Raw genomic sequence first — 18,640 nt, forward strand, 5'->3', positions numbered from 1 at the left:
ACTATTTTATCATAATAATAACATGGAACCTTTTCATCCAAGGGAATGGCAGGGCCATTTATTTGGCACGGTTGAAAAAAATCTTGAGGACAGAAATGTTATAGCCCTTGAGGCCCCAACAGGTTCCGGCAAAACCAGCTTTATTTTATATTTATCATTCATGTCAGGCAAAAAGCTCATTTATGTAACAAGGACACATAATGAATTCACCAGGCTTTATGAGGATAATATTAAATATTTTGACCTACCGGTAATATACCTTTATGGAAAAAGCACACTTTGTCCGTTAAAGGAAAGATGGTATGATTCTGATGAGGAATCACAAAAAAACGTCTGCAAGGGATGTATTTTAAAGGATAAAATTATGGATATTGATATGCATATTAAAATGCCACCGGATGATTATTATAACAAAATAATATCATTATCCATTGAAAACATCCGTAATGACATAAATAATAATTTAATTAAAAGGGATTCAAAGGGAAATCTAATCCAGACTGGCAATGGCAATATAACCGCATACTGCCCGTATTATTCTGTAAGGTCCTCAATGAAAAATGCAACTGTTGTGGCAATGACATACAATTACCTTTTAAATCCATCAATCAGATTTAATATATTTCATGGGACAGAGGGTGAGGAATCCATGGATATAAACGATTACTATATTATTTTCGATGAGGCACACAACATAGATTCGGTCATTGAAAACTTTGGAAGATCAATATCAGAAAAAACAGTGAATGGTTCGATTAATGAACTTGTGGATACCTTTCCCCTTGAGGAATATAAATGCCATGAAAGAATAGGCGCAAATCTGCTCCTGGAGAAACTTGAAAAGGATATTGAGGGCACAAAATCGGGTGATGATTTAAAACTTTTCAGGTTTTCAGATGATGTGAAATCAAGGCTCGGTGATATTAATTATATCCAAATTTTTTCTGAAAAATTTCAGGCAATTAATGATAACAGACCCATAAAGGAAAGAAGGAGGAATTACCTGGAGACTGTTTATAACTTTCTTTATGATGCACAGAGGCTTGAAAATGGTGATATATACTCACAAAAATTTTATCCAGAGAGGGGCGATCCATATAAAAGACTGAGGATTATGTACTATAATACATCAGAATATCTTAAATTTTTGAAAAATAAGCCCGTGTTATTCATGTCCGGAACCATGCCATCCGCTGACCATATTTCAAAGATCTGGAATTTTGAGAATATGCTGTATATAAGGGTAAATGATATATTTTACAATACTGGTGGTGTTAAAAAATATAGTATCGTAAAGGGTTTTTCAACACTTGGCAGATACCGGGATAATACTGAGATCTGGTCAGATATTTTAAAAAAATATATGGAATTTATCATAAAAACATACAGTAACTCAATAAATTCTGTTCTTGTTGCTGTACCATCATATAAAATACTTTATGGAGACCATGATAAGAGAATTCCTGGAATTGCAGATTACCTACCTGATGAATTAAGGCCTTTTTCTGTCTTTGAAAATAAAAAATTAACATACTCATTAATAATTAAAAAGGCTCTATCTGATAAATTAATTATTTTTTCAGTTCATGGCGGCAGGCTTCTTGAGGGCATACAGATAACAAAGAATAACAGAAGCCTGATAAGTGATGTTATTATAGCAGGCCTGCCATTGATGCCACTTGATGATTACAGGAAAAATAAGATAAAATATCTTGAAAAAACACTCAGCGGTGAAAATATATACAGCATACTTTATTATGAGTATGCACTCATAAAAATAAAACAGGCAGCTGGACGGTCAACGAGATCTCCAGATGACGTGGCAAATATATATCTGTGCGATGACCGCTTTGATTCAAAATACTGGAGGGATAATTTATTAAATAATTAATATGCTCAAAATTTTTAAATAAAATACTGATATTAGAAATAATGGATGATCTGGAAAAGGAATTAAAATTTTCTGTGGAATACATGGATAAAAGCATTGATCCTTTTAAGGATTTTTATACATTTGCCAACGGGAAATGGCTTGAAAGGTATGAAATACCCCCAGACAAGGTAAGGTATGAGGCATTTTCTATTCTGTATGATAGGAATCAAAAATTGCTTGGAAAAATATGTGAGGAGGCATCTACAAAAAAAGACCCAAATTATGAGGAAAAAATTGTTGGTGATTTCTATAAATCTGCAATGAATACTGACCTAATAGATAAAATAAAATTCCAGCCTGTTGAAAAAATAATCAGTGAAATACAGGAACTTAATGACAGGAGCAAAATTCCTGATCTTATGGCAAACCTTTTAATGCAGGGTTTTTCCTTATTTTTTGCTATTGGAACAGAACCAGATGCAAAAAATAGTAATATATATGGATTTTACATGGGACAGTCAGGATTATCACTTCCTGATCGTGAGTATTACCTTAATTCTAATTTTAAAGGAATTCTGAATGAATACAAAAAATATGTAAAAAATATTTTTGGCTATTATGGGCTTGAAAATCCTGAAATGGCGGTAAATGATGTGCTTGAAATTGAAATGGAGCTTGCAGGGGCCAGCAGGCCCAGGGAGGAGCTAAGAGATCCTGAAAAAAACTACAATAAAATGGAATTAGAAGATTTAAAAAATAAATTTACCGGGTTAAATCTTTTGCGCTTTCTCAGGTTCATAAATATGCCATCAGACTATGTTATAATAGGCCAGCCCGAATTCTTTGAGCGTGTATCGCAAATAATTGAAAATTTTGACATAAAAAAAATAAGGCATTACATGATATGGAACGTTCTGAATCAGTCTGCACCGTTCCTGCACAGGGAGGTACGGGATGAAAATTTTAGATTCTATAAGCAGATTCTTTTGGGGCAGGAAAAGCAGGAGGATAGGTGGAAGATTGCTGTGAAGGTTATTGATGCATCCATTGGTGAGGCCCTTGGTAAACTTTATGTAGAAAAATATTTTGGTGAGAATGCAAGGAAAAAAATGGAAATAATGGTTAATGACATAAAGGATGCATTTAGTGAGAGATTAAAAAATGTAAAATGGATGGGTGATGAAACAAAATCAAGGGCGCTTAATAAATTCTCAAGGTTTACAACAAAAATAGGTTATCCAGAAAAATTCAGGGATTATAAGGGTCTTTTAATCAGACCGGATGATTATTTTGGAAATGTATTCAGATCAGAAATTTTTGAAATAAACAGGCAGATTAATAGATCAGGAAAGGCTGTTGACCATACCGAGTGGGAGATGACGCCCCCCACAGTAAATGCATATTTTAACCCGCTTGCAAATGAAATTGTGTTTCCTGCTGGAATTCTTCAGCCACCATTTTTTGATCCTGATATGGATGACCCGGTGAATTATGGTGGCATAGGCGGCATAATAGCACATGAAATAACGCATGGTTATGATGATGAGGGGCGTCATTTTGATGAAAATGGAAATTTAACAGACTGGTGGACAAGGGAGGATGAGGATGCCTTTAATAATATTGCAAATAAAATTGCAGAACTTTATGGTTCACTGGAAATACTTCCCGGACTAAAGGTTAATGGCAGGCTCACGCTTGGGGAGAATATTGCGGATATAGGCGGCGTAACAATAGCCTATGCAGCATTGAAAAAACATCTGGGAAAACATCCTGAATTAAGGAAAAATATAGATGGATTTACACCTGAGCAGAGATTTTTCATTGCGTGGTCACAGGTATGGCGCGGGAAGATAAGGGAAAATGAGATAAAAAGGCTTATTACAATAGATCCACATGCCCCGGCCAGATTTAGGGGGGAGATACCGGTATGGAATCATCCAGATTTTGAAATGGTTTTTAATGGATACAATAAAGAAAATAGAAAACATGAAAAAATAATAATCTGGTAAATTTTATTTTCAATATGATTATTTTTATTTATAATTATGAAATTATGCATACAATGATAGAAGTGGATTCGATTATCAAGTCTGAAAAATTTTTAAGACCTGCCTATGATGATGCATCAAGATTTTATATACCCATCAGATCATTATATCTATCATCAAAACTTGGCATTAAAAATGATTCAGAAATGGATGTTGAGATAATTTCTGTATATGCCATTAAGGATTATTTAAATACAGAGGATCTTAAAGAACTCTCCAATATAAAAATGAGGATGTATCTAAAACCCTCAGGATGCGGCCCAAATGATGGATTGTTTTTTACAAATGATGCGGCTAAATTATTTGAAAAACATTCCATAATGGAGGATAAATACAGAATCAAATTAGTTATAAATAAAATAAATGGAGTTAATATAAATGAGGATGGTAAATTAAGATTTGAATTTTAATTTTATTAATATTTAAAAACGGAAAATCTTAAAAATAAGAATGTAATTACTAATAACAGTGCCGCCATAGCTCAGTAGGTAGAGCACTCGGCTGTTAACCGAGCGGTCGTCGGTTCAAACCCGACTGACGGCGCTCATTAAAAAGATTTAAAAGTGAAAAAGTAATAATGCTTGGAAGGGGTTGTAGCTCAGCTAGGTAGAGCGCCTGGCTCATAACCAGGTGGTCGTCGGTTCAAACCCGGCCAGCCCCATTAAGTATATGTGCAGGTTCATGTATTTTTTGAGCCTTTTTATTTAAACCTATTTTTGCCTGAAAAAGCTCCTTAAGCTTTGATTTCATATCCTTTGCCGCCTCCGAATTTGATAAATGGGTATACCTCTGGGTAGACCTTAACGACCTGTGACCAAAATGTTTGCACCTGTATAATGTTTAATTAACCTAAACTTAAAAATATAATTAAGGTTTTGATTATATAAGTTAAAGTTTTAGGCCATAGTACAATAAAAATAAGGGATTAATTGGATTTTCTTCCAATAAAATATATGATGCCGGATAATATAATCAGTATAACATCCAAAATTATACTGTCCAGGGCAGATGCAGTCCATGGTAATCTTTTTCCAAATACCGGAGCAATGGTTATTCTTGATTCAAGCAATAAGGCTGTATCAAGAATATAAAAAATAAAAACAGGAAGATAAAAACTCTTTTTATCACTAACGTATATCATTGCGGATACTATGGATATTGCAATTACAAATCCAAAAAATACCTTTACTATGTATGGTAATTTTATACCAAGCAGTGTCATGTGAATTCCTGCCCATATGGATGAGCCCAGTATTGCAAGCCATCTTAATACATCAATTGTTTTTGTGTTCATACTTTTTTTAAATAAATCATATTATTTAAAAACTTTTTACAAATTATGTATAAATTTAATTAATTCAGGTATTTTTATAATTAATTATTTAGAAATGTTTCAGCAGTATATTTATCACGTATTAATTGTTTTAAAATTTTAGTTTCCTGTTTGTTTTGATTTTTAAAATTTATTTTGGAATTTTTAATTTTTATATAATGGACCGAAGGGAGTTCATTCCTATCTTCCCCAATTTGGAGGGATTAATCCATGCAATCCATGGTTATAGATTCTAATGTTTATTATAATTTAAGGAAAAGGTATGGGATGGCCCCAGCACGTACAATCATGCGCGTATGGAACCATTTCCATGTGGAAGAGCCGGTTAATGCCGATGAGGCACTGTATTATTACATTTTAGGGGATGAGGCATATGAAGGCCATTAAAACATCTCACACTAAAGATATATCAAGCATGGACCTTGATTCTATGAGTAAAACCATAGATCAGGTCTCAGAGAATGATATAAAGGATGTGAAAAAGTATGTATTTCAGATATTCAAGGGGTGGAAAAAATGACATGTAATAATCTGGATATCAATGAAATATCGGCAAAGCTTTCATCATTTATGTACTTAGAAAGGAAGCAGAGAAAGATTGCATCGCTAGATAATAATTTTTACAGCTCCATTTCAGAGGCTTTTAGGTACATCAAATCAGAGAAGGAGAGAGCATTAAATGAGGGAAACATGGATGAATACATGAAAATTGTATCTATTGAGGGGCATCTGAATAGCGATTTTTCTTCATTTATGAAGATCAGGCTGTCGAAGATCCTACAATATTCAGTATATGACGATTATAATGCATTTAATCTTGCAGGCCCTGAAAAAGAATGGATGGAACAGGCAAGGAAGATATACATGGATGCATTAAAAAATATAGAAGATGATTCACAATGAATTTCGCAATGAATGCTAAAAATTTTTTCAAAAAAAATATGATATCTAAAAACTGTTTTGGCGTGCTAGATATCACCATGGCAATATTTAAAAAATTCGCAGAAAAAAAATTCTGTATCTTATTATTTTTTTTAAAAAAAAGATATATATCATATATATCTTTTTATTTTTTTATTATATATTATACTCTTATTATTTCTTTTTACTACTTTTTCTTTGTATAAGAATAAAATAGAAAATATAAAAATATAAAAATAAAAGGTGGAAAAATGGAAGAAAAATCAAAAGGAAAAATAAAAGACCCAAAATTCAGGCTTGTACCTATGCTGGTACATGTTGAAATGTGGGAAAAAGAAGCTATAGAAAGATTGGGACTCAATGCATCGCAGATGGTCAGAGATTTCCTGAGTGAAAGGCTTGAGAAAACTCAAGAAATTGAACTTGCAGAACTACAGGCTGAAATTTCAGATATTGAAACAGAGCTGGCCACGAAAAAAGCTTTGTGCAAGTCTATGAAGGATTCATTAGCATTAAAGAAGGAGCATGAAAAGGAACAGTTCCTGGAGGACTACCTTGAAGCCTTTGTGTTGAAGAAATGGCTGCAAGAGGGGAAAATACCAAATAATACACCAATATTCGATTTTCCTGATAGGGAATTGTATATTAACGACATAAACCAGGGTCAAATTTCTGTGAGTTCTGAACTTGAGGAATTTAGGAAATACAAATTTAAGATCCTTACAAAAGTGGACCCTGATTCTAGGGCAAGGTTCAAAAAAATGTTTTCTGAATTCATGCAGTCAGGTGTGATAAAATGAATACAATCTCGTTATATAACAAAGAAAAACTTGTAAATAGATTAAATCTTATAAGATATGAGAAAAACGTTTACAGGCCAAAAACTATGATATCATTTAGGCACGGCAGGAATTTTATAGTGGTTTTCAAGAATCAATTTTTATATATAGACAATGAGAGAATATTTGTTTTGAATACCATATTTGACTCTCCAGAGACACATAATTTTGTATGCTGGCTCAAGGATATAAATGATATTTACAATAATTCTGTTTTAATAGGTGATAAACAATGATACTATATTTTCAAAATCTCAAAGACCTTGGAAAATATAAAATAGAAAAAACAGAGGACTATGATATTGCAAGAAAAGATTCTCTGGATCTTTCTTATTATGAGATGATCAGGGTCAGAGGCTCCAAGCCTGAAAAATTCTTTCCCACCCCATCAAACATATCAAAGTATTCAAGCGATAAACTGGTACTTTATCTCAAGGACCATAAAAGATACTGGCCACAGATTGCCAGGATATTAGATCAGAAAATAGATAAGGACTCTGAAGAGGCTGTTTTTATATTCCCTTATAAGGAATTTTATAAAATAGACAAAATACTACATTTTGTAAGAAAAAGATCCAGGAATACAGAGATGGATGAAATTGAGAAAGAAAAAGCAAGGTCTAATATGAAAAAAATCAATGAAAAAAGACGGCACATAATTGAGAATTCTAATGTAAATTTAAGCGAAAAGAGTTTAGATGATTATTTATGCGTTGAGGTGAAAGAATGATGAAACGAATAGATTTTGAAAGCGACGATGCGGTAACAATAATAAAATTGAAAGACGGGACAGAAATCAGGGCCAAATTCGCAGTAAGCGTGGTTTCTTTTGATCCTCAGACGGGGAAATATAATATTGAAATTGCCCCGCCAGTATTCCAGTTTATCAAAAACAATGGCGAAATAAATCTTGAGGTGAAGAAATGAAAAAATGTGATAAATGCGGCAGGATAATAAGGGTCGGCTTTGAATCATATGTAAATTTCTATTCTGATGGCCTTATGTCGTACCATTATAACTGTTTCAGGGACATGATCCTTGAATCTGCGCGCAGGGAAAATAAGAGAAGTAAGATATATAATAATTCAAACGTAAATCTGGATAACTTCCAGGAGGCGTTAAAATATGAATAAAGATATAAAACAGAAAATAGAAAACAAGAGGATTGACCTGATGAGAGAATCCTTAATCCTCAGGGCCGATGCAAAAAAACTCCATAAATGCCCTAACTGCGGCAAGGAAGTGGCCCCAAGGAGGTTATATTGTTCAGATAAATGTTCTATTGAATTCCAGAGAAAATATGATTATTCCAAGAATTCAAAAATTTTAAAGGAGTACAGGCAGCAATTAATTGATATGGAAAAAATAGAAAAGCCTGATAAAGAAATAAACCCTGTATCAACGCCGGTGGCAAGAAAAACCTATAAATGCATTCTTTGTGGATTGGATATAAATAAAGGTGATAGATACTATAAATATGTGAGATTGCCAGGATATGATGAATGGTTCGATGAGGCGCCATATGAGGTTGCCCATTACCATCTAAACTGCATGGCGTTTTTTAAACTGCTTGTAGATGCAGGCATGGGAGATGACGAAGGCTTTGTGGATGACTGGATTCCTACAATCTACTATGCATTTGCACTGGAAACAAATCAGGATCTTTTAACTTTGAAGAAGAACATCATTGCAGGGAATTTCCCATCCAGAGATGTAATTGAAGAGATCTCTAAGGAATACGAAGACCTCGATCCTTTCTACTGGTTTTATGTGGATAATTCGCCATATAAATATATCTACTCTGTAAAATTCATTGCTTATGGAAGGACAATGGCTGAAATCCATATTTCATATAAAAAGCTCAAAGATCCTGAAGAATTCTTTAAAAATTATTACATTGAAGAAAGGATCGGCGATGAATTCTCGGAAATTAAATCTATAAAGTTCCTAAAAGTTCCAATAAAAAATAGTAAACCAGAGGTGGAACATTGAACACAATTGATTTTTTGCTGCCCTTTGACAAGCTGCATAACAATACATGGACCACAATAAGGAAGTATAACATCCAGAACAGAAAGAAATACAGCAGGCCGGGAGAAACATTTATTATATCAATTAAAGGCATTCCTGCACATATAGCCACCCTTAAATCAGTGGAGGAAAAGCATGGAGCAGATATAGATAATTCTGTTATTTCCATGGATGTAATGGTCAATGGAAAAATAAATCAGGAGTGGTTCAGTAAAATTAAAAGTATGCCTGAATGCCTGCTATTGACATTTGAAAAAAATATCATTTATCATAACCCGCTTGACAATATCTTAGAGAAATATTCAGGCATTGAAGTATCTTCATCAACATTTATGGATCTTTTTGATTACGATGCAGAAAAATCAGAGGAATATCTGTATAATTGGGTATTCAGGCACGAAAATGATTGCTTTATCCTGGAAAAAAATCCACTGAGGATTAAGGTAACGCTTACGCCTCATGATATAAAGGCATATAATGAAAATATGAGAAGCAAAAATAAGAGGTGCAAAAATGAATAAAAAAGAATCAGGTGATGAGGCCGAGCATTTTGTTGCAGATTACCTGTCAGATTACAGGTATAAATGTGAAATCCATCCGAGAACATATAAAATCCTGCATCTGCCAGATGGAAGAACCATAGTGGTATCACGCGACAATGACTACCATAATTCATTTGATGTAAAGGCCGAGGGATATTTTAACATGATATACGCACAGGTTAAACTAATGCCTGGCCCTACAGTATCAAGCGGGCATATATCAGATGCAATGCAGAAGATAGATAAAAACTACCCGTATAATTTTCCATACCAGAGGATACAGGTCTGGATGGTATGGAAGGAATGGGTAAAACAACCTAGAAGGCATAAGGAATTTAAATTCCGTGTGTGGGAGAGGCATCTTCATAATGGCTCTTTCATCTGGGAAGAAATAAATATGAATGAATTAATATTAACCGAGGTAGCAAATGAATAGCCCCGAATGGTCGATGAAAGTATCGCTCAAGGTTTCGCTTGATTCAGTAGACCGGAATATTATAAATTCAATGTCCACAATCAGGTTCCTGAAGGTCCATGAAATTAGGACCATTATGGAATATAATGGGTACCTTATTGGCTATGGCGAGCTTTCAGCCAGGTTAAAGATCCTGTCTATCCTGTCAATTGTGGAAAAGCAGAAAACCTCCAGGGTATATTCCTACAGGCTTTCAGGCGAGTTTGCATCTTCCCATTAATTTTGTTTGATGGAGAATGTTTTCTATTTCATTTATGCAATCATCTATGTCAGAAAATAATTTTTCTCTTATTCCTAGCATTTCATTTATCTCATCTTTCATCTCATTGTTTACGGCATCGCCTATATTTTTGAGGGTATTATATAATCCAATTTTCTTTAAAATTCCGATTTTATTTGGCCAATCGCTTTCATCTTCTTTTACAGCAAATAAAAAAACATCCCCGGCAACTGAACATTGGCCATCCTCGTCGGTATCATTAAACATTATCTTGGGTTTCTCACCACCTATTTGATTTGGAGCCATATTTTGGACCCTGAAAGTTACCTCAGGATTATTTTTATTTAGACTTTTATAAATTGATGAGCTTATTTCGTTGAGTTTTTCAAAAGTGGTTCTAGCATTTTCTTTAATATCCTTATCTGTTTTTGTTAACATCTTCCATAAATTATGGAAATGGTTTTTTATATCTTTGTAAAGCACGCTGTCCACACTATACATATTATTATCAGAATACTTAGTTACTAGAATGTTTAAAATAAAATTAATGCCAGTATCAAGTGCAGGAGTAATTTCATATTTATGAGGCAACTCTATGTCCTCTGCCCCGTTTGTGAAAGGCCATAATGATCTCTTGCCTTGTCTCAAAGCACTTTCCAGCAGCCTGAGGTTTTCTTTGTGCTCCTCAAAATGCATTTCCCTTCTATGGGCCCGCAATGAAACATAAGTGGATGATAAACCCACAACTCCTGCTATTAAACCACCCAGCACCGTAAATATAATTTCAAGATATACGCCCATTGATGGGTATTATCATCCTTGTTATTTAATTATCTCCTTATAAACAACCATGTGCAGCACATGATCTGCTGCACTCCGTGTGTTATAGGCTCCCATCTCCTTATCTTACTATGGTTACTACAAAGAAAATCAAAAGTAAACCGAAATGGCACTGGGCCAATAAATCCTGGGACTTCGGGGCTGTTATAGTAGCCCTCTTTGGTACCTTCCTTTTGCTGATCTCTTTACTGTCCAGGCCGCAGATAGTGATTTTGCACCACACGGTGGTGATTACCCAGGGCGTTGTCGCCCCGGCAATCATCATGGGTGCAATAGTATGGAGCATAGTCGAGCTGTTTACGCCTCCCGGAAAAACCATTGAGGATCTCCTGGCAAGGATAATACCTGCATTCGTAATAGGAGGTTTAATAGGCGGATTTCTGGGGTATGAGTACAATTTTGGAACCTACATCATAAGGCCTGCAATGTCAGGCAATGTTGATGCCGTGTTTTTCCTTATCTCTGTGCTTATCGCCTCCATAGCAGTAACATGGAATGCGGCATGGCAGCACAAGCACGGCTTCCGTGGCCAGACTGGCAGCGGGCACCGCCTCCACTCAGCTGAATCAGGATCCTCGAAAGGTGCCAGGGGCATGATTGCGCTGCTTATCATATTCATAACATTCCTCCTGATAGTCCCCATAGGGGCGGCTGTGGGCAATGCATTCGTTGCAGGCCATGACAGTTCCCCTGTTCTCCAGGGTGAAAGCCAGGCTTCATATATAACAGGTTCCTCCGGCCCGGTCCCATTCGGTTCTGTGAACGGGACAGCCACATTTGATTTCCCATCCACAACATCAAACAATGTTACAACCTACAGCCATACAGTGTACATCAAAACAGGCCTCACCATAGCAGAGCTGAATGATTTCGCAGTGTCCAAAATAGTCCTGGCAGCCAATGTCAAAGGTTTCACGGCTGTAATGGGCACCGGCAATTCATCAAAAACATTCACCCCGATAACCTCTGGAAGCTCAGGGAACAGCACTTCCCTTGCAATTCATATCTCACCTAACCTCCTGACAGGGGTGCAGTCCTCTCCGGTTGTTTTCAAAATCACTGCAAATGCCACATCCATGTCTCTTGCAATACACACATACGGAAACAACGGCCAAGTAACAGTGTTCGGCCCATACCAGGTGATGCAGTTCACATACCTTCTTGGCGGCGTAGTCCTTCTTGCTTCTGCATTCTTCAGCCTCTCAATGTATGATATGCCTGTGAATATGGCAAGGGGTGCAATGAGAAAAGCAGCAGGAGGTGGTAGGAAATGACATCAAGCATAGGGCAGACTATATTCAACGGTATATGGAAGATCGTACTGTCTCTCTTCGGCCAGATAGCCAATGCATTCGGGTCTTTATTCCAGGATGCCTTTTCTGGGTTAGGCCAGTCAATAGTTGCAATGTTCCAGACGTTCGGATTCTCATTATCCCCGTATGGGGTATGGGCGCCTTTGATGTTCGTCGTTGGCATAGGCATAGCTATCCTTGTTGGCTATATCTTCTTTGATATAATCGATGCGGAAAAGGATGTTTCAGGCTTCGAGAATGACCTATGAATATTTTCTATGATTTTCTCAAAATCATATACGCTTTTTTTGCATCCCTAATCAACATTATATCTGTTGATTTTACAGCCCTTGTAAATTATTTCGGTTATCAAATATCATATGTATTCAGTTCCTGGGCATCGTCATTTGGCCCATACGGCATTTATATTCCATTGCTGATGGTTGTTTCCATCGCAATTACCATAGCAGGCTTATCCGGAGTATTCATTGTTGTTGATTCGGCAAAGGTGGTGGGCTAATGGGGCTCCTATCATATTTAAATCCATTAAGCTGGGGGCACGACCTCAAAAAGAGTGCGGTCTCTACCTTTGAGCATACACTCCTTTACGTCTTCTCCCTGCTTTTATCTGAATTTTTATCCTTTCTGAATTCGATATTCGGGTATATCATGGATCTTGTTGAATCCACAATATCCTGGATAGTTTCATTTTCAACTGGAATGGGAATATTCATCCTTCCTGTCTTTACTATTGCCGTGGGGGCATTCCTTGGGGCATGCTTCCTGGCATTTTATTTCGCAAAAGACCTCCCGGTGGTGGGGGCATTCGTGTAGGTGATATTTAATGGATAAGAAAAAACTCATAGCATATGCATTCGTTTTAATAATGCTTGTAAGTGGATTTGCCGCTCTGGCTTCTGTGCCCAGTTCACAGCCAGAAAATGAAACAGGTTCAGGCTCAGGAATAAGCGAATGTGTAAATGTTGACAGTGGAATCGTTATATCCACAATTTCAGTTCCACATTCAACTTATGACGTGGGGCAGACAATACCATTCACTGTTTCTACAACATATAACCCAGACTCTGCTAGTGAGGGAGGAAATATATATGCATATGTAGATGGTAGCTGTAAGGATGTCTGGAATCTTGCTACAGGAACAGAAACATTTACTTATACGCCAACTTCTGATTCATCTGTTACTTTTTATGTGCATGCCTGTTATGCATTTGACGCTGGCCACGGTATTGTAGACGATACAGGAAATTCTCCAACAGGCACAATTACAGTCAACTCTAATATCTCTTCAGTTTCCATATCAGCAAGCCACAATCCTGCGGATGCAGGGCAGTCCGTTTCCTTTTCATCCAGCATTTCAGGGGGAACATCACCATATACATATTCATGGACGATATATAACGGGGATTCAACCTCGGATTCTTCCCTGGCAACCTCTTCATCCTCCTCATTTTCCTACACATTCGGCTCCTCAGGGTCTTATCTGGTAACACTTAGTGTAACCGATGCCACAGGAGATACCTATTCAAACTCAATGACTGAAACGGTAGACCCTGCATTGTCCCTATCCTTATCAGAAACGCATAACCCATCGGATTTAGGCCAGAGCATTACATATGATTCATCAGTTTCAGGTGGTTCGGGTACCTATTCCTCATATTCATATGTTCTCTATAACGGCACTTCCACATCGGATGGTGAGCTTGCAAGTGGGAGTACCTCCTCATTCTCATATACATATGATTCTACAGGGTCATACCTTCTAACATACTCAGTAACCGACAGCAATGGAAATACAGTATCAACCTCGCTTACCCAGACAGTGAACCCTGATACAACTGTGGCAATATCAAGCTCGCAGAACCCAACAGATGTTGGGAAAACCGTTGAATTCTCTTCCAGTGTCTCAGGCGGCACCTTACCATATAACTATACATGGTCCATAAATGGAAATAATTATTATACTAAGGATGTAAATGTCTCATTTTCAGCTTCAGGGTCATATACAATCGAGCTTACTGTGCGTGATGCTGCGGATTATTCAGTTGATACATCGATGTCCGAAACCGTAAATTCAGATCCTGTTGTATCCGCCTCATCAAATGTGACATCTGCCGATGTAAATTATCCAATAGAGTTTTCCTCATCCCCTTCAGGCGGAACAGGCCCATATTCATATTCCTGGGCATTGAACGGAAATGTAATCTCAACTTCCCAGGACTTCTCTTATTCGTTTTCCACATCGGGATCATACACACTTACAGTGACTGTAACAGATTCAGTTGGAGAAACATATTCTTCTTCAGTTTCCGTAACAATAAATCCCAATCCTTCCGTATCAATAAAGTCCTCTCAGAATCCCACAGATGCAGGCAATTCTGTTTCATTCTCTTCAACAGAATCTGGAGGAACCGGGACAATAACATATGACTGGTATATCAACGGTGCCCAGGAATCAACAGCATCATCATTTTCCTATTCGTTTTCAAATCCAGGGGCATACTATGTCAATGTAACCATAGTCGATTCAGACGGGCACTCTGCAAATGCATCATTCAAGGAAACAGTAAATCCTGATCCTTCAGTATCCATACATGCAGTGCATAACCCAACAGATGCAGGCATATGGGCAAACTTCTCTGCGGTAGTATCCGGAGGTACAGGCCCATTCAACTATACATGGTCCATAAATGGAAATACATTCTACGCATCATATGTTAATTACACTTTTTCATCCTCTGGCACTTATTCTGTATCCCTGACTGTAACAGATGCAAATGGCAACACGGCATCCGCATCGGTTAATGAGGTTGTTAACCCTGATCCTTCCGTAAAAATCAATTCTGAATATAATCCTGTAGACCAGGATGTTAATGATACCTTGACAGCAGAGGTATCCGGAGGTACAGGCCCATTCAACTATACATGGTCCATGGGAGGAGAAATACTGAATTATTCTTCATCATTCCATTTAAAATTCAATGAAACAGGAACGTATACAGTCAATCTAACAGTCAGTGATTCACTAGGGGAAAGGGCGGTATCAAGCATAATAATAAAAGTTATAGCAAGGCCCAGTGCTGCAATCATAGGAAATAATGAAACTGATGTAAGCACAGAGACATACTGGGAAGGCTACGGCTCATTCGGCACAGCCCCATACAATTACTACTGGTACATCAATGGCGTGAATACTACCTTATCTGGATTATACCTTGAGTACTCATTCCCGGACACGGGCAAATACAACATTACCCTCCTTATAGTAGATTCCCAGGGTGCCAAGGCCTATGCATATATGAATGTGACCGTAAATGAAAAACCATCAATATCGATATCAGTATCGAAAACAACAACCGATTCCGGCCTTCCAGTGGATATATCCGCTATCATATCTGGTGGCACAGGACCATATAATTACACAATATCAGTTTCAGGAATAGGGATTATAGGATATTCTAATTCAATGGATTACGAGTTCTCTCCAGGGGATTTCAATATTTCTGTATCTGTTTATGATTCTCTTGGAAACCATGCATCTGCAACTGTTTCTATAATAGTTCACAACCTGCCATCTGTTTCAGTACATGCAAAATATCCTAACATAGACCCGAATACTACAGACGTATTCAATGCTACCATATCTGGAGGCACAGGACCATATGCTCTGGCATGGTATGTCAATGGCACATATGAGGGCAACCAGACTTCAATATCGTTCTCATTCACATCCCCCGGCATATATCCAGTCCAGGTGAAAATTACAGATGCTGAATCTGAATCTGCAACATCTATCATTGATGTCAATGTTGTGAGCTACCCTGTATCTTCAATCATTGTCTCTCACTATAAGATAGATGCAAATGTCTCTGATACCTTCAGGGCCCAGGGAACGGGAGGCATAGGCCCATATTCATATCAGTTCCTTATAAATGGGCACACATTTGACAATTCAACAGTTTCATATGCTTTCCCAGACCCAGGCAATTATGCTGTTGAGCTCACTGTATCAGATGCATTCGGCCATGATGCGACATCATATGCAAACATCACGGTTTACCCTGATCCGGTTTTAAAAATTCTCTACAGTGGCACCCCGACAGCGTCAGAGCCTTTTCATATGCAGGCAAATGTAACCGGAGGGATAAGCCCATATTCTGTTTCGTGGATCTTCTCTGATGAAACACTGTCAGGCTTCAATATATCCCATGTATTTTCAGCTTCAGGGCCCAACACATTTGAGGTAAAAGTTACAGATTCATCCGGATACACATTAACAAAGAATTACACACTATCTGTAAATCTATATGTTTCCATAACAGCCAATACTACAAGCGGGCTTGGCCCTCTTTCAGTGCAGTTCTCCTCATCGGTTCTCGGTGGTTCTGACTATTCATATAACTGGACATTCTCTCCAGGCCATTATTCCCTGGAGCAAAACCCAATATATTCCTTCCCGGCAGGGAATTACACCGTGCATTTTGAGGTTACATCAGCAAATGGTGCAAAGGGCTATGCTAACATAACAATATTTTCCCTTCCACCCCCGGTATCAATATCTTACAGCACCAATAAAAACATAACACAGTACTTCTATTTCAATGCTACAGCAAACTGGGACGCAAAATCTCCTTATAATATGACTTGGTCGATGCCAAATGGCCAGAACATCCAGGGGATGGACATAAAATACAAATTCCCGGTGTACAATGAATTGAATACAGTTATCGCCACATTCTATTATGAGAATAAAACTTATACTGAAACCTTCACAGTGAGGATGGTTCCAGCGAAGCCTGTGGTCTCATTTGCGCCTCCTTCAGTTCTTCCCGTGGATACAATGTATTCATTGAATGTTACTGCATCAGCACCGGACAGCAATTCATTCACCTATTCCTGGGTAATCAATGGCGTATCATATTCGGGCCAGACGCAGCTATACTACTTCTCAAGCACGGGAAATTACAGTATAACGGTAACCGCAACAGATTCACTGGGTGCATCATCCTCGGTAACAAAGAATATCGATGTGCTGCCGCTGGGAAAGTCAAGCTCCATATCAATATCGTATTCCAAATCATCCAATGGCCCGGAGGATTACTACACGGTCAAGGTTCTATCAACACACGGAATCGTGTCAGTTGAGGCCTTCATGTCATCCCAGGCCCTTGTAATTTCCGAGATAAATTCAACCTATACACCGGCCGGGGAAGTGGCATACTTTAACCTGACCATGGACCAGAGGGATTACCCAGCCGGCGCCTATTCCATTTCAATAGTGGCTTTTAACAACCAGTCCCAGAGCAACCATATAACCATACCTTTTACAGTGACATCGCAGTACTCGTCTTCTACATTTTCATTCGGCAGCATTATTGCATTTTTCGGGGGGATCAGCAATTTCATCATCACAGTCCTGACATTTGCTGGAATAATCATAGCCTGGGCATCGCTGAGAAGGGAGGACAACCCAGACTTAACCATAGTCGAGGGGACCGGAAAGAAGGCAGAGAGAATACGCCTTCAGGGAAAAAAGGTAAAGTGAGGTAAAAAAAATGAAAATAAGGACAATAAAAAGAAATGGAAAAACATGGAAGGCCCCGATAAAAAACGGGGGCATTAAGAGGGAAAGGCAGCTATCAAGAGAAGAGGTGCAGGACCTTACCGGCGTTGACATAATAAATCCAGGCTCACTGGAAAAATTCGGGTACCATATAAACGGGCCGGAGGCCAGGAAGCATGCTGCATTGAATGCGGCCATAAAGGAGTACGGGAGGACTGGTACCCTGCGCAAGCTTGGGGAACTGTACAGGCTTGACTACAACAGGCCAGATCTCAGGTCGAGGATAGTGGAAGACATAAAATATGTATCCGGAGGAAAAAGAAATGACTGAATTTAGGACGAGAAAGGATGGGAGAGTCTACGTAAAAGGGAATGGAAGGTTCCACGGAATCAAAAAGAAAATCACACAGGCAGACCTTAAGAAAGCCCATATACATGGCCTGTCCGTTGCAGGCTATGCCCTGGACCTTGCAGATGATCTCAGGAAGAAGGCCCTGGGCAAAGCTGTGGCAAAATATGGAAAGGGGGGCACAATGGCGGAACTCTCCATATTGAGGTCCAAGTATGCCGGCAATGCAAGGATGGAGAAGGTAATAGATTCTGATATAGCGTATATCGCTAACGGAAGGTTCGAGGAGGATTAGG

The 18,640-nt window shown here is 37.9% G+C and carries 24 protein-coding genes and 2 tRNA genes; 24 read left to right on the forward strand and 2 right to left on the reverse strand.

What is annotated here, in order from left to right; translation table 11 throughout:
* Positions 1–22 precede the first annotated feature (22 nt).
* From TZ01_RS04345 to TZ01_RS04365, 5 genes are all read left to right on the forward strand, one after another.
* A complete protein-coding gene (locus TZ01_RS04345) occupies positions 23–1,891 on the forward strand; it encodes a helicase C-terminal domain-containing protein (RefSeq protein ID WP_048101575.1) in 1,869 nt (622 codons plus the stop codon).
* Positions 1,892–1,932: 41 nt separating this feature from the next.
* Positions 1,933–3,882, forward strand: a complete 1,950-nt coding sequence (locus TZ01_RS04350; protein ID WP_048101576.1) for a M13 family metallopeptidase — start codon at positions 1,933–1,935, stop codon at positions 3,880–3,882.
* A 53-nt stretch (positions 3,883–3,935) separates the two neighbouring features.
* On the forward strand, positions 3,936–4,331 hold the full coding sequence (locus TZ01_RS04355) for a hypothetical protein (protein ID WP_054964311.1): 396 nt from the start codon (positions 3,936–3,938) through the stop codon (positions 4,329–4,331).
* Positions 4,332–4,391: 60 nt separating this feature from the next.
* Positions 4,392–4,464, forward strand: a tRNA-Asn gene (locus TZ01_RS04360).
* 44 nt (positions 4,465–4,508) lie between these two features.
* Positions 4,509–4,582: transfer RNA gene (locus TZ01_RS04365), tRNA-Ile, on the forward strand.
* Positions 4,583–4,846: 264 nt separating this feature from the next.
* Here the strand turns inward: TZ01_RS04365 and TZ01_RS04370 are convergent.
* Positions 4,847–5,215, reverse strand: a complete 369-nt coding sequence (locus tag TZ01_RS04370) for a hypothetical protein (protein ID WP_048101578.1) — start codon at positions 5,213–5,215, stop codon at positions 4,847–4,849.
* Between the two features lie 249 nt (positions 5,216–5,464).
* On the opposite strand from TZ01_RS04370, the gene TZ01_RS09575 reads away from it, so the two are divergent.
* The 12 genes from TZ01_RS09575 (at position 5,465) to TZ01_RS04425 (ending at position 10,282) form a co-directional block, all read left to right on the forward strand.
* On the forward strand, positions 5,465–5,641 hold the full coding sequence (locus TZ01_RS09575) for a hypothetical protein (RefSeq protein ID WP_156150302.1): 177 nt from the start codon (positions 5,465–5,467) through the stop codon (positions 5,639–5,641).
* Entirely contained in the window at positions 5,628–5,774 is a 147-nt protein-coding gene (locus TZ01_RS09580) for a hypothetical protein (protein ID WP_156150303.1), read from the forward strand. The genes TZ01_RS09575 and TZ01_RS09580 overlap by 14 nt, the downstream gene beginning before the upstream one ends.
* Positions 5,771–6,157, forward strand: a complete 387-nt coding sequence (locus TZ01_RS04375) for a hypothetical protein (protein WP_048101579.1) — start codon at positions 5,771–5,773, stop codon at positions 6,155–6,157. Before TZ01_RS09580 ends, TZ01_RS04375 begins: the two co-directional genes overlap by 4 nt.
* A gap of 269 nt (positions 6,158–6,426) precedes the next feature.
* Positions 6,427–6,975, forward strand: coding sequence for a hypothetical protein (locus TZ01_RS04385; RefSeq protein WP_048101581.1), 549 nt, complete (start codon positions 6,427–6,429; stop codon positions 6,973–6,975).
* The gene (locus TZ01_RS04390) at positions 6,972–7,250 is read left to right on the forward strand and encodes a hypothetical protein (RefSeq protein ID WP_048101582.1); all 279 of its coding nucleotides are present in this window, start codon (positions 6,972–6,974) and stop codon (positions 7,248–7,250) included. Before TZ01_RS04385 ends, TZ01_RS04390 begins: the two co-directional genes overlap by 4 nt.
* Entirely contained in the window at positions 7,247–7,744 is a 498-nt protein-coding gene (locus TZ01_RS04395) for a hypothetical protein (protein WP_048101583.1), read from the forward strand. The genes TZ01_RS04390 and TZ01_RS04395 overlap by 4 nt, the downstream gene beginning before the upstream one ends.
* Positions 7,744–7,941 (forward strand): hypothetical protein, encoded by a 198-nt coding sequence (locus tag TZ01_RS04400; RefSeq protein WP_156150304.1) that lies wholly within the window; start codon positions 7,744–7,746, stop codon positions 7,939–7,941. Before TZ01_RS04395 ends, TZ01_RS04400 begins: the two co-directional genes overlap by 1 nt.
* Entirely contained in the window at positions 7,938–8,147 is a 210-nt protein-coding gene (locus tag TZ01_RS04405; protein ID WP_048101585.1) for a hypothetical protein, read from the forward strand. Before TZ01_RS04400 ends, TZ01_RS04405 begins: the two co-directional genes overlap by 4 nt.
* A complete protein-coding gene (locus TZ01_RS04410) occupies positions 8,140–9,006 on the forward strand; it encodes a hypothetical protein (RefSeq protein ID WP_048101586.1) in 867 nt (288 codons plus the stop codon). The genes TZ01_RS04405 and TZ01_RS04410 overlap by 8 nt, the downstream gene beginning before the upstream one ends.
* Positions 9,003–9,566, forward strand: coding sequence for a hypothetical protein (locus TZ01_RS04415; RefSeq protein WP_048101587.1), 564 nt, complete (start codon positions 9,003–9,005; stop codon positions 9,564–9,566). The genes TZ01_RS04410 and TZ01_RS04415 overlap by 4 nt, the downstream gene beginning before the upstream one ends.
* Positions 9,559–10,023 (forward strand): hypothetical protein, encoded by a 465-nt coding sequence (locus TZ01_RS04420; RefSeq protein WP_048101588.1) that lies wholly within the window; start codon positions 9,559–9,561, stop codon positions 10,021–10,023. The genes TZ01_RS04415 and TZ01_RS04420 overlap by 8 nt, the downstream gene beginning before the upstream one ends.
* Positions 10,024–10,036: 13 nt before the next feature.
* Complete coding sequence (locus TZ01_RS04425; protein ID WP_156150305.1) at positions 10,037–10,282, forward strand: hypothetical protein; 246 nt, start codon at positions 10,037–10,039, stop codon at positions 10,280–10,282.
* Here the strand turns inward: TZ01_RS04425 and TZ01_RS04430 are convergent.
* On the reverse strand, positions 10,256–11,083 hold the full coding sequence (locus TZ01_RS04430; protein WP_048101590.1) for a hypothetical protein: 828 nt from the start codon (positions 11,081–11,083) through the stop codon (positions 10,256–10,258). The two genes, TZ01_RS04425 and TZ01_RS04430, sit on opposite strands and share 27 nt — an antisense overlap.
* Positions 11,084–11,349: 266 nt before the next feature.
* On the opposite strand from TZ01_RS04430, the gene TZ01_RS04435 reads away from it, so the two are divergent.
* The 7 genes from TZ01_RS04435 to TZ01_RS04465 are packed head-to-tail and all read left to right on the forward strand — an operon-like array spanning position 11,350 to position 18,639.
* Positions 11,350–12,396, forward strand: coding sequence for a hypothetical protein (locus tag TZ01_RS04435; protein WP_156150306.1), 1,047 nt, complete (start codon positions 11,350–11,352; stop codon positions 12,394–12,396).
* A complete protein-coding gene (locus TZ01_RS04440) occupies positions 12,393–12,683 on the forward strand; it encodes a hypothetical protein (RefSeq protein ID WP_048101592.1) in 291 nt (96 codons plus the stop codon). Before TZ01_RS04435 ends, TZ01_RS04440 begins: the two co-directional genes overlap by 4 nt.
* Positions 12,680–12,934, forward strand: coding sequence for a hypothetical protein (locus TZ01_RS04445; protein ID WP_048101593.1), 255 nt, complete (start codon positions 12,680–12,682; stop codon positions 12,932–12,934). The genes TZ01_RS04440 and TZ01_RS04445 overlap by 4 nt, the downstream gene beginning before the upstream one ends.
* The gene (locus tag TZ01_RS04450; protein ID WP_048101594.1) at positions 12,934–13,248 is read left to right on the forward strand and encodes a hypothetical protein; all 315 of its coding nucleotides are present in this window, start codon (positions 12,934–12,936) and stop codon (positions 13,246–13,248) included. Before TZ01_RS04445 ends, TZ01_RS04450 begins: the two co-directional genes overlap by 1 nt.
* A gap of 10 nt (positions 13,249–13,258) precedes the next feature.
* Positions 13,259–17,977: a PKD domain-containing protein gene (locus TZ01_RS04455; RefSeq protein ID WP_048101595.1), complete on the forward strand. Its 4,719-nt coding sequence runs from the start codon at positions 13,259–13,261 to the stop codon at positions 17,975–17,977.
* Positions 17,978–17,987: 10 nt separating this feature from the next.
* Complete coding sequence (locus tag TZ01_RS04460) at positions 17,988–18,326, forward strand: hypothetical protein (RefSeq protein WP_048101596.1); 339 nt, start codon at positions 17,988–17,990, stop codon at positions 18,324–18,326.
* The gene (locus TZ01_RS04465; RefSeq protein WP_156150307.1) at positions 18,298–18,639 is read left to right on the forward strand and encodes a hypothetical protein; all 342 of its coding nucleotides are present in this window, start codon (positions 18,298–18,300) and stop codon (positions 18,637–18,639) included. The genes TZ01_RS04460 and TZ01_RS04465 overlap by 29 nt, the downstream gene beginning before the upstream one ends.
* Position 18,640: the final 1 nt, after the last annotated feature.

Source organism: Acidiplasma sp. MBA-1 (assembly GCF_000949015.1).
Lineage (GTDB): Archaea > Thermoplasmatota > Thermoplasmata > Thermoplasmatales > Thermoplasmataceae > Acidiplasma > Acidiplasma aeolicum.